Raw genomic sequence first — 10,394 nt, 5'->3', positions numbered from 1 at the left:
CAACGAGGTAAGGAGCAAAAAAGCAGCACGGCAAAATGGTCAGGACCTGGGTCGGCAAACTCCGTTGTCGTCATCGCGCTTCCAAAGCGCGCTAGAATGATTGGAACCGATCCGCGTAACCCCTGCGAGCCAGCGGTCATCAAATCGACCGCATCAAAGGCCGAATACATGACCGCTCCAGACTTGCGCCGTATCTGCTAATTGCCTCTTGCCTAAGAGGGGCCGTCCATACATGACGAAGGCGTGATGCGATGCCGGCCGACATCAGGTCCCAGCGGCTCTGTTCAGCGCGTCGCCCGACAGCCGCAGAAAAACCTTCTGGCCGTGGCGCTCGGCGCCGAGTCGGTCGTAGAAACGCAGCGCACCCTCGTTCCAGTCTTCCGTGGTGAGGTCGATGCGGCCGATGCCTTTGGCGAGGCACTCCCCGGCGAGGAAGCGAACCAGCACGCGGCCGACGCCCTTGTTACGGGCGCCGTCGCGCACGAACAGATCCTTCAAAAACATCAACCTTTCGAGATCGATCCCCGGATGGGCAATCGCCACCGAGGCGAGGCCGGCGACCTCGCCGTCCGCGAAAGCCAAGGCGAAATGCGGATAGGCTGGGCTCTCGTCGCTGAGCCATTGCCGCGCCGTGGCCGCCGCCCGGCTGTGATCGAGCGGCGCCTGGCGGTAATGCGCCGCCATCGTGCAGAGCAGGGTGGCGAGCGCTTCCGCATCGTCCACCGTCGCCCAGCGGACCTCGAGCGCCAATGGATCAGCCGAGGAATTTCGCGATGATGGCATCGCCCATCTCGGCGGTGCCGACTTCCTTCATGCCGGCCGAGAAGATGTCCTTGGTGCGCAGGCCGTCGTCGAGCACGGCGGCGACCGCCGCTTCCAGCTTGTCGGCCTCGGCGACCATGCCGAAGGAATAGCGCAGGCACATGGCGAAGGAGGCGATCATCGCGATCGGGTTGGCGATGCCCTTGCCGGCGATGTCGGGCGCCGAGCCGTGCACCGGCTCGTAGAGCGCCTTGCGCTTCTTGGTCTTGGCGTCCGGCGCGCCGAGCGAGGCCGACGGCAGCATGCCGAGCGAACCGGTCAGCATCGCCGCCACATCGGAGAGCATGTCGCCGAACAGATTGTCGGTGACGATGACGTCGAACTGCTTCGGCCAGCGCACCAGCTGCATGCCGCCGGCGTCGGCCAGCATGTGGTCGAGCTTGACGTCGCTGTATTTGGCCTTGTGCGTCTGGCTGACCACCTCGTTCCACAGCACGCCCGACTTCATGACGTTGCGCTTTTCCATGGATGTCACATGGTTGCGACGGGTCCGCGCGAGCTCGAAGGCGACGCCGGAGATGCGCTCGATCTCGAACGTGTCGTAGACCTGGGTGTCGATGCCGCGCTTCTGGCCGTTGCCGAGATCGATGATCTGCTTGGGCTCGCCGAAATAGACGCCGCCGGTGAGCTCACGCACGATCAAGATGTCGAGGCCCTCGACCACTTCCTGCTTGAGCGAGGAGGACGCGGCCAGTGCCGGGTAGCAGATCGCGGGCCTGAGATTGGCGAACAGCTCCATGTCCTTGCGCAGCCGCAACAGGCCGGCCTCGGGGCGCACCTCGTAAGGCACAGCGTCCCATTTCGGCCCGCCGACGGCGCCGAACAGCACGGCATCCGCCGCCATCGCCTTCGCCATGTCGGCGTCGGAGATCGCCGCGCCATGCGCGTCATAGGCGCAGCCGCCGACCAGCCCCTCATCGGTGGCGAAACCGCTACCGAGCTTGTCGTTCATGGCCTTGATCAGCTTCTTCACCTCGGCCATGGCCTCGGGGCCAATGCCGTCGCCGGCGAGCAGGAAGAGATTTTTTGAAGCCATGGAGAACCGTCCGGTGAGAGTTTGGAGAAATCGCGGCTTTTGCTAAACGCCAAGCGGGCCGGGCGCAAGAGGACGACGGGACATTGCAGCGCCGGTCAAGCGTGGCACGGGTTCCTCGCCCCCGCCGGAGTGTACAGACTGGGGAGATGGTGGACAGGCGTTCGGAGACATCGTGGACACTTCCCGATCCTGGGATCGGGAGGGACGGAATGCCGTTTTACGAGGTGTCCGCGATGGATCAGAAGCGAGAGTTCGTGGAGTTTGCCGCGCGCGAGGGGGCGAATGTGCGTGAACTTTGTCGACGGTTCGGGATCAGTCCGACGACCGGCTATAAGTGGCTCGAGCGATACCGGTCAGAAGGGCCGGCGGGACTGGTCGAACGATCGCGTCGCCCGCACTCGAGCCCGCAACGCACCGCTTCGGCAGTTGAGGTAAAGGTGTTGCAGGTACGCGACGAGAGCAACGACGTCTGGGGCGGTCGCAAGATCAGACAGGCGATGAAGAGACACGGTGAGCTCGACATCCCGGCGGCGAGCACGATCACTGCGATCCTGCGTCGTCATGATCGGCTGACGGAGGCGACAGCAGCGCAACATCCGGGACCATGGCAGCGCTTCGAGCGGGAGGCTCCCAACGAGCTGTGGCAGATGGACTTCAAGGGTCACTTCGCCATCCATGGCGGGCGCTGCCATCCGCTCACCACGCTCGACGATCACTCGCGCTTCAACCTGGTGCTATCCGTCTGCGGCGACGAGCAGGGCCGGACGGTACGCCGGGAACTGGAGATTACCTTTCGCCGCTATGGCTTGCCGCTGGCGATGCTGATGGACGGCGGCTCGCCGTGGAGCGATCCCGGCGGCGAGCCCTACACCGGCTTCAGCGTCTGGCTGTTGCGGCTCGGCATCCGCGTGCTGCACGGTCGGCCGCGCCATCCGCAGACCCAAGGCAAGGAAGAACGCTTCCATCGCACGCTCAAGGCCGAGGTGATCAATGGGCGAAGCTTCGGCGATCTCGCCGAGTGCCAGCGAGCCTTCGATCGATGGCGCCCGCGCTACAACTACGAACGACCACACGAAGCACTCGACATGGCCACGCCGGCCGAGCGTTACCGGCCGAGCCCGCGCAGCTTTCCCGACGTCCTGCCCGCGATCGAGTACGCACCGGGCGATCAGGTCCGCAAGGTCGACAGTGATGGCTTCATCAGCTTCAGGAACCGGCCTTGGCGACTCGGCAAGGCATTCCGTGGCGAGCTGGTGGCGCTTCGCCCGACCGTCGAGGATGGTGTCTTCAGCGTGCGCTACTGCTCGCATTGGATTGCCACCCTGAACCTGCGCCAGGGCGAAAGCGGGACCTGTGGACTTGTGGACAACGCTGAGCGTTGCCCACAGGGTCCACAGGCCAAACAACAAAAACAACCCGTCAGTTCATGATGAACAAAAGTGTCCACCATGTCCCCGAACACCCGTCCACCTTGTCTCCAGCACAAACACGGAGGCGGGGGCGAGGAACCCAAGCTACCGATGCGCCAAAATATTCACCAGCCGCCCGAACGGATCGCGCACATAGAAGCGCCGCACGCCCCAGGGCTCGTCGGCCGGGCCGTATTCGGCGGCGAAGCCGGCCTTCTTCATGCCCGCAAGCGCCGCGTCGACATCGTCGACTTCGATCGACAGATCCGGCACCGGCGTGCCCGAACCGCCCTCGGCCATGAAGCTCACCTGCACCTGCATCCGTTCCTCTGAGCCGTAGGTGGCAATCCAGCCTTGATCCATCAGCACGTCAAGCCCGAGCACGTCCTGGTAAAAGCGCTTGGCCGCGGCAATGTCGGGTGTTTCGATATTGGCGACGATGCGCCTGACCTTCACCATGGGCCGATCCTCAGGCCGTGCGCCGCAGCGCCGTCACCTCGATCTCGATCTTCATCTCAGGCTTGTTGAGCTGGCACACGATCATCGTCGCCGCTGGCCGGATGTCGCCGAACGCCTCGCCGAGGATCGGGAAGACCACGTCAACATAGGCCTGATCGGTGATATAGTAGTGCGCCCGCACCACGTCGGCCATGTCGAAGCCGCCATCGGCCAGCGCCTTGCCGATTGTTGCGAGGCAATTGCGCGTCTGCGCCTCGACCGTGTCGGGCATGGTCATGGTGGCATAGTCGTAGCCGGTCGTGCCGGAGACGAAGCACCAGTCGCCCTGCACCACCGCGCGCGAATAGCCCGCGGTTTTCTCGAAGGGGGAGCCGGTGGAGATGAGCTTGCGCATGAGCGGCCTCGCGTTGAGTTTGTCGACCTGAATCTAGCAAAAGGGGCGCGGCTGGTGGTGGGCCAACGGATGCGGAGCATTGTCACGAAGGCAAGCGCCAGCCATGGAGATTAGCGGCAGCCGCCCCTCCCGTCGTCATTCCAGGGCGGAGCAGGGAGCGAAGCGACGCGCGCAGACCCTGGAATCCTGTGTGTTGGTTCTGGTGTATGGTTTGAAGTGGGAAGGAGACCGAGTGAATCCTGGTCGTCCTTTCGGACAGGCCGTGGCATGGCCCGGTCCCTTCCCACCGGTGAACCATCAACCTGAACAGTTGCACGGGGCTGTTCCAAGCAGACCCCGCACCACAGGAAGAGGCGTGGACATGATAGCCCAGAACTATGTCGGCTGCGACATCTCCAAGCAGTGGCTCGACTTTTTTGATGAGACAAGCGGCCGTTGCCGGCGCATCGACAACCAGGCCGATGCGATCGCCGCCTATGTGGCGGGCCTTGACCCCAGTCGCGACTTCGTCGTCATGGAGGCGACGGGCGTCCATGACCGGCTTCTGCGCCATGCGCTGGCCAAGGCCGGCGTGCCGTTCTCGCGGCACAACCCGGCGCACACCCACCACTATGCCAAGTCGACGAGACGACGCGCCAAGACCGATCCTCTCGATGCCAGGATGCTGAGCGACTACGGCCGTCGTTATCAGCCTGAAGCTGAGCCGGCGCCGCGCGAAGAAGGTGAGCAGCTTCAATCGCTTGCCGCTTACCGCGATCAACTGGTCGAGATGCGGGCAAGGCTGAAGAAGCAGCTCGGCGAGGCTTTCGTGGAGATCGTCATCACCAGCCTCAAAGATCTGATCGCCGACTTCGATACCCGCATCAAGGCGCTCGAGGGCCAGATCGCCGAAGTCATTCGTCAAGCCGAGGACACCGCCCGCGATTACACGCTGATGGTTTCCGTGCCCGGCGTCTCCAAGGTCGGCGCATTCTCCTTGCTGGCACTCCTGCCCGAGCTCGGCCAGCGCTCGCCTAAGTCGATTGCAGCACTCGCCGGCCTTGCCCCGTTCGACAACAAGAGCGGCAAGCTCAACCGCAGGAGCCAGATCCAGGGTGGACGATCGCGCGTACGCCGTGCCCTCTACATGGCAGCACTCAGTGCCATTCGAACCTGCGAGCGGTTCAAGTCCTTCTACACCGCACTTGCCGCCCGATCGGGCTCCAAGAAGCTCGCTATCATCGCCGTCGCAAGGAAGCTCCTTGTCGTCCTCAACGCTATCATTCGAGACAAAACCGCATTCGCATGAACACAGTTGCCATGCCGTGACTTGCGAGCGCAGCAGCGGTGCAGACACACGCGCCAACAAGCGCCAATTCTGGACCGCCGCATTCCTCGATCAACGTCACGGAATGGATCCTCGGGTCTGCGCTCCGCTTCGCGTCGCTCCGCCCGTGGATGACGAAGGCAGAGGGCCGTCGCCGTGCCGAATCCCTAGTTCCCCTGCGCGTCGTCATAGGCCTTCTTGATATCGGCCGGCCAGTCCTTCATCGGCGGCCAGGCCTGCGGCTCGCCATTGTCGCCGCGGCGGGCGAAATAGACTTTCTGCTTGGCCGGGTCGACGGCCATGAAACCGTCATTGCCGCCGCAGTCATGCGGCACGCAGCCGGTGGCGTAGAAGGCGCCGGACGTCGTCTTTTCGGTGCCGCCGCCGACCAGCAGGCTGGTCGCCATGTCGGGCATGTCGTCGCCCAGCAGCGCCTGGCCGGCCTTGTAGACGGCCTCGTTGTGGAAGGCGTCGATGATGTTGTCGTATTTCGACGGATCGACATCCTTCCAATCGGTGCCGGGCTCCGGCGTGTAGGTCAGGTTGCCGGAGGTCGTCAGGCCTTCCGTGGGCGACCATTGCAGCGCCGGCTTGGAATCGCCCGGCAAAAGGTAAGGCACGAAATAGATGGCGCTGTCCGAGACGGCGGCCGGCGGGGCGCCGCATTCGTCCTGCTCGACCGTGGTGGTCTGGATCTCGCCGTCCTTCTTCCAGACGATGACCTTGGCCGGGCCGCATTGATTGCCGCCGTCGCCGACATCGACGAGCGCAACGTTCACGTCGCCGATCTTGACGATCTTGTCGAAGAAGACGTCGTAATTGCTGGCAAGCTGCTTGCCGTCATAGGACAGCACCTTCTCGCCGTCCTGCTCCGGCTGGGTGATGGTGAGCTGCCCGCCCTCGAAGGGGATCGGCGCCTGCTTTTCCTCGTCAGAGCCGGCCTGGTCGCTGTCCGCTCCCTGGTGGGCCGCGCCTTGATCGGCAGCCGGCTGGTCGGACGTGGCCGGCGCGGTGGTCTGCGCATTGGCGCCGATCGTGGCGAGAAGGATTGCCACGGAGGCGCTGGCGGCCAGAAGCAAGCGTGTCATGACTGTCCCTCCATTCAGCCGCCACGAGCCCGGCCGCTTGCGGCCGGGTCTATCCGTTCAGTGCTTCAGGCTGCTTAGGCCCAGGGGCGCTGTTCGGCGTTCCTCTTCTCGAAGGAAGCAATGGCCCCGGCCTTCTCCATGGTGAGCCCGATGTCGTCGAGGCCGTTCAGCAGGCAGTGGCGCTTGAAGTCGTCGAGGTCGAATTTGACCACGCCGCCGTCCGGCCCACGGATTTCCTTGGCCTCGAGATCGATCGACAGCGTCGCGTTGGAGCCGCGCGAGGCGTCGTCCATCAGCTTGTCGAGATCTTCCGGGCTGACGGTGATCGGCAGGATGCCGTTCTTGAAGCAGTTGTTGTAGAAGATGTCGGCGAACGAGGTCGAGATCACGCAGCGGATGCCGAAGTCGAGCAGCGCCCAGGGCGCGTGCTCGCGGCTCGAGCCGCAGCCGAAATTGTCGCCGGCGACCAGGATCTGCGCCTTGCGGTAGGCCGGCTTGTTGAGCACGAAATCCGCGTTCTCCGAACCGTCCTCATTGTAGCGCATCTCGGCGAACAGGCCGGTGCCGAGCCCGGTGCGCTTGATCGTCTTGAGATAATCCTTCGGGATGATCATGTCGGTGTCGACATTGACGATCGGCATGGGCGCGGCGACGCCGGTGAGCTTGGTGAATTTATCCATGGTGCCCGTCTTCTTCTGGCTTGCGGGGGAATTTTGCCGGACGGTTTACACAAAGCCGGCGGCAAATGAAAGGCAACTGTTCGTGCGCTGCCCTTGGGCCAATGGCGGGAGGGTGCGCGGACCCAAACTGGAACGCTCTAAAAACGGCTTCGAAATCCTGGCCGGCTGGTGCAGTCTGCGGCCATGGCCGATCCTTCCAAAGTCCTCTACGCCAGCGAACCCGCCCTCGATGTCGCCGAGTTCCGCCGCGTGCTGGTGGACTCCGGCCTCGGCAAGGTGCGGCCCGTCGACGACAAGGCCCGGCTGCGGACGATGCTCGACAACGCCAACCTCGTGCTGACCGCTCGGCTCGACCGGCCGGACAGGCAACTGGTCGGCGTGGCGCGCGGCATGACCGATTTCTCCTGGGTCTGCTACATTTCCGACCTCGCCGTCTCGAAGGCGGCGCAAGGGCTCGGCGTCGGCAAGGGCCTGATGGACGAGGCGCAGCGCCAGCTCGGCCCTTCGGTCGCCATCAGCCTGATCTCGATGCCCGACGCCGTCGGCTTCTACGAGCGCATCGGCATGACGCGCATGACCGACGCCTTCTGGTTTTCCCGCAAGCGCTGACGCCATTCACCGGCAAGTGATCGCCTGGTCCTGTTGTGCGGCTTGACATGCAACCAAATGGTTGCATATTAAACCCATGAGCATGGATGCCATCTTTCGCGCTTTGGCCGACCCGACCCGCCGGCAATTGTTGGACAGTCTCCATGCCCGGAACGGGCAGACGCTGAACGCGCTCTGCGAGCACATGGATATGACGCGCCAGGCGGTGACCAAGCATTTGGCGATCCTCGAGGAGGCGAACCTCGTCACCACCATGCGCCGCGGCCGCGAGAAGGAGCACTACCTCAACCCCGTTCCGATCAACGAGATCGCCGAGCGCTGGATCGGCAAGTTCGAGCGCCATCGGCTCAATGCATTGAGCGACCTGAAGCAACGTCTTGAAAGGGAAGAGCCGTGAGCGAGAACAGCTTCGTCTATGTCACCTACATCCGCACGACGCCTGAAAAACTCTGGCAGGCGCTGACCGATCCCGAATTCAACCGGCAGTTCTTCCTCTGCTCCTACCAGGAGAGCGACTGGAAGGTCGGCTCGAGCTGGAAGCTGATGTTCCCGGACGGCCGCATTGCCGACTCGGGCGAGATCCTCGAGATCGACCCGCCAAAACGCCTGGTCATCAAATGGCGCAACGAATGGATGCCCGAGGTGAAGGAGGACGGCTACACGCGCTGCACCTTCACCATCGAGCCCGACGGCGAATTGATGAAGCTCGCCGTCATCCACGAGGCCGACGGCCCGCACAGGCTGATTGCGAACGTCTCCAAGGGCTGGCCGCTGGTGCTGGCGAGCCTCAAGAGCCTGCTCGAGACCGGCAAGGGTTTCGAGCGCCCGCCATCAAAGGGCTGAAGTATCGTTTCGGATACGAGACAATTTCGCTGGGGGTGCATGCGATGCTGCAACTGTCCTTCCCGCAAGCCATGGCGAACGCCGACACGGTGATGGCCTCGGCCGACCTTCCCGCCGCGCCGGACGAGGTCATCGCGGCGCTGGTGACCAAAGACGTCGAGCGCTGGTGGGGTTCGCCCGAAACCTATCGTATGAGCGGATGGAACGCCGATCTTCGCGTCGGCGGCGCTTGGAGCGTTGTCGTGGAGACGGCCAACGGTCAACGTCTACCCGCCAGCGGCGAGTTTATCGAAATCGAGATGCCGCGCCGCATCGTGACACGGCGCTACGACTGGGACCATCCGGCGCTCCGCCGCAAGGAAACGACAGTGGCTTACCTGTTCGAGCCGATCGGCGGCGGCACGCGGCTGACCATCTGCCATGGCGGTTTCGCCGGCTTCCCGGACGCCGCAGCCGAGCATGCCGAGGGCTGGACGCGCGTTCTTGGCTGGCTGCAGGGGTATTTGGAGGCTTGAATAAGAAACGCCGCGATCCTTCGCGCCCCCCTCTGGCCTGCCGGCCATCTCCCCCACTTGGGGGGAGATTGGCAGCTTGGGCGCCGCTCTCTTCCCTGATACGTTAGTGATTGGCGAAAGCCGGCGTGACATCTGATCTCCCCCCTCGTGGGGGAGATGGCCGGCAGGCCAGAGGGGGGCGCTGTCCCGCCGGCGTCCAAGAGAATCTTCGACGCTAGATCACATTCAGCTCCCGGAACGCCCTTCCCTCCGCCACACGGCTGTACCCGAACGCCGTGCAATCGATGGTGCGATACCCGCCATGCATGACAAGCTCGGCGATCGACTTGCCCACCGCCGGCGCCTGCTGCAGGCCGTGGCCGGAGAAGCCGTTGGCGAACAGGAAGTTCTCGACCTCCGGATGCGGCCCGATCACTCCGTTCTGGTCGAGCGTGTTGTAGTCGTAATGCCCGACCCAGGCGCGCGTCGGCTTGATCGCCTCGAAGGCCGGGATGCGGGTCGCCAAGGTCGGCCAGATCACCTCTTCGAACAGCGGCCAGTTGACGTCGAAATCCTTGGGGTCGGGCGCGACATCGCCTTCCTCCGGCTCGGCGCCGCCGGTGAGATAGACCGAGCCCTCCGGCCGCACATAGATTCCGCTTGGATCGACCAGCAGCGGCATGTCGGCATATTTCTCGCGTGCCTCGAAGACGAAGACGTTGCGCTTGCGCGGCTCGACCGGCAGCTCGAGCCCGGCGAAAGCCGCGACCTTGCCGGCGTTCGGCCCGGCGGCGTTGACCACGATGCCGGCTTCGAGCGTCTCGCCATTGTCGAGGCTGACCCCGGTGACGCGATTGCCGTCGCGCGAAATGCCGGTGGCGGAAGCCGTGATGAAATCGATCCTCTTGTCGCGCAGCGCCTTGCGGAACAGCGTCAGCAGCGCGTGCGCGTCGAACCAGCCCTCGCCGCTGCGGCCAAAGGCGCCTGCGGCGATGTCTTCGACCGACAGCCATGGGAAGCGGCGCGCCAGCTGCCCGGCATCCTCGAGCAGGATATCGGCGCCCTCGGCGACCTGCGTCTCGTGATTGGCCTTGAGGATCGGCAAGCCGGCCTCGCCGGCGAGGATCAGATAGCCGCCCTCGCGAAAGCCGATATCGGCGTCGGCGCCGAACGTCTCCTTCAGCCGCCGGAACAGGTTCAGCGTGAACTGCGACAGGCGGATGTTTTAAGGGATCGAGAATTGCTGGCGGATCG

The 10,394-nt window shown here is 64.1% G+C and carries 12 protein-coding genes and 1 pseudogene; 6 read left to right on the top strand and 7 right to left on the bottom strand.

The window, feature by feature from the left end:
• Positions 1-264: 264 nt before the first annotated feature.
• A complete protein-coding gene (locus EOD07_RS09970; RefSeq protein WP_127235310.1) occupies positions 265-750 on the bottom strand; it encodes a GNAT family N-acetyltransferase in 486 nt (161 codons plus the stop codon).
• A 4-nt stretch (positions 751-754) separates the two neighbouring features.
• Positions 755-1,858: a 3-isopropylmalate dehydrogenase gene (gene leuB, locus EOD07_RS09965; protein ID WP_127235309.1), complete on the bottom strand. Its 1,104-nt coding sequence runs from the start codon at positions 1,856-1,858 to the stop codon at positions 755-757.
• A gap of 209 nt (positions 1,859-2,067) precedes the next feature.
• Here leuB and EOD07_RS09960 point away from each other — a divergent pair, with 209 nt between their 5' ends.
• A complete protein-coding gene (locus EOD07_RS09960) occupies positions 2,068-3,288 on the top strand; it encodes an IS481 family transposase (protein ID WP_245470008.1) in 1,221 nt (406 codons plus the stop codon).
• An 84-nt stretch (positions 3,289-3,372) separates the two neighbouring features.
• On the opposite strand, the gene EOD07_RS09955 is transcribed toward EOD07_RS09960, so the two are convergent.
• Positions 3,373-3,723 (bottom strand): VOC family protein, encoded by a 351-nt coding sequence (locus EOD07_RS09955; RefSeq protein ID WP_127235311.1) that lies wholly within the window; start codon positions 3,721-3,723, stop codon positions 3,373-3,375.
• A 13-nt stretch (positions 3,724-3,736) separates the two neighbouring features.
• On the bottom strand, positions 3,737-4,120 hold the full coding sequence (locus tag EOD07_RS09950) for a RidA family protein (protein WP_127235308.1): 384 nt from the start codon (positions 4,118-4,120) through the stop codon (positions 3,737-3,739).
• A 190-nt stretch (positions 4,121-4,310) separates the two neighbouring features.
• Between EOD07_RS09950 and EOD07_RS09945 the strand changes: the two genes are divergently transcribed.
• The gene (locus tag EOD07_RS09945) at positions 4,311-5,408 is read left to right on the top strand and encodes an IS110 family transposase (protein ID WP_164772150.1); all 1,098 of its coding nucleotides are present in this window, start codon (positions 4,311-4,313) and stop codon (positions 5,406-5,408) included.
• Between the two features lie 185 nt (positions 5,409-5,593).
• Here EOD07_RS09945 and EOD07_RS09940 read toward each other — a convergent pair whose 3' ends face one another.
• Positions 5,594-6,514: a hypothetical protein gene (locus EOD07_RS09940; protein ID WP_127235306.1), complete on the bottom strand. Its 921-nt coding sequence runs from the start codon at positions 6,512-6,514 to the stop codon at positions 5,594-5,596.
• Positions 6,515-6,588: 74 nt separating this feature from the next.
• Positions 6,589-7,194 (bottom strand): 3-isopropylmalate dehydratase small subunit, encoded by a 606-nt coding sequence (leuD, locus tag EOD07_RS09935; RefSeq protein ID WP_127235305.1) that lies wholly within the window; start codon positions 7,192-7,194, stop codon positions 6,589-6,591.
• 183 nt (positions 7,195-7,377) lie between these two features.
• Here leuD and EOD07_RS09930 point away from each other — a divergent pair, with 183 nt between their 5' ends.
• The 4 genes from EOD07_RS09930 (at position 7,378) to EOD07_RS09915 (ending at position 9,161) form a co-directional block, all read left to right on the top strand.
• The gene (locus tag EOD07_RS09930) at positions 7,378-7,803 is read left to right on the top strand and encodes a GNAT family N-acetyltransferase (protein ID WP_127235304.1); all 426 of its coding nucleotides are present in this window, start codon (positions 7,378-7,380) and stop codon (positions 7,801-7,803) included.
• A 76-nt stretch (positions 7,804-7,879) separates the two neighbouring features.
• A complete protein-coding gene (locus tag EOD07_RS09925) occupies positions 7,880-8,200 on the top strand; it encodes a metalloregulator ArsR/SmtB family transcription factor (protein ID WP_127235303.1) in 321 nt (106 codons plus the stop codon).
• A complete protein-coding gene (locus EOD07_RS09920) occupies positions 8,197-8,646 on the top strand; it encodes an SRPBCC family protein (protein ID WP_071032347.1) in 450 nt (149 codons plus the stop codon). Before EOD07_RS09925 ends, EOD07_RS09920 begins: the two co-directional genes overlap by 4 nt.
• A gap of 44 nt (positions 8,647-8,690) precedes the next feature.
• Entirely contained in the window at positions 8,691-9,161 is a 471-nt protein-coding gene (locus tag EOD07_RS09915) for an SRPBCC domain-containing protein (RefSeq protein ID WP_127235302.1), read from the top strand.
• Between the two features lie 214 nt (positions 9,162-9,375).
• Here EOD07_RS09915 and EOD07_RS09905 read toward each other — a convergent pair.
• Positions 9,376-10,394, bottom strand: a pseudogene (locus tag EOD07_RS09905) (FAD-binding oxidoreductase); the annotation flags it as partial.

It is taken from the genome of Mesorhizobium sp. M2C.T.Ca.TU.002.02.1.1 (assembly GCF_003997225.1).
This window is presented reverse-complemented; position numbering and strand designations above follow the sequence as displayed.

Excerpts from the sequence above, each read along its gene's own strand:
- leuB (WP_127235309.1), bottom strand. The coding sequence starts at position 1,858 with ATGGCTTCAAAAAATCTCTTCCTGCTCGCCGGCGACGGCATTGGCCCC.
- EOD07_RS09960 (WP_245470008.1), top strand. The coding sequence starts at position 2,068 with ATGCCGTTTTACGAGGTGTCCGCGATGGATCAGAAGCGAGAGTTCGTG.
- EOD07_RS09950 (WP_127235308.1), bottom strand. The coding sequence starts at position 4,120 with ATGCGCAAGCTCATCTCCACCGGCTCCCCCTTCGAGAAAACCGCGGGC.
- EOD07_RS09940 (WP_127235306.1), bottom strand. The coding sequence starts at position 6,514 with ATGACACGCTTGCTTCTGGCCGCCAGCGCCTCCGTGGCAATCCTTCTC.
- leuD (WP_127235305.1), bottom strand. The coding sequence starts at position 7,194 with ATGGATAAATTCACCAAGCTCACCGGCGTCGCCGCGCCCATGCCGATC.
- EOD07_RS09930 (WP_127235304.1), top strand. The coding sequence starts at position 7,378 with ATGGCCGATCCTTCCAAAGTCCTCTACGCCAGCGAACCCGCCCTCGAT.
- EOD07_RS09925 (WP_127235303.1), top strand. The coding sequence starts at position 7,880 with ATGAGCATGGATGCCATCTTTCGCGCTTTGGCCGACCCGACCCGCCGG.
- EOD07_RS09915 (WP_127235302.1), top strand. The coding sequence starts at position 8,691 with ATGCTGCAACTGTCCTTCCCGCAAGCCATGGCGAACGCCGACACGGTG.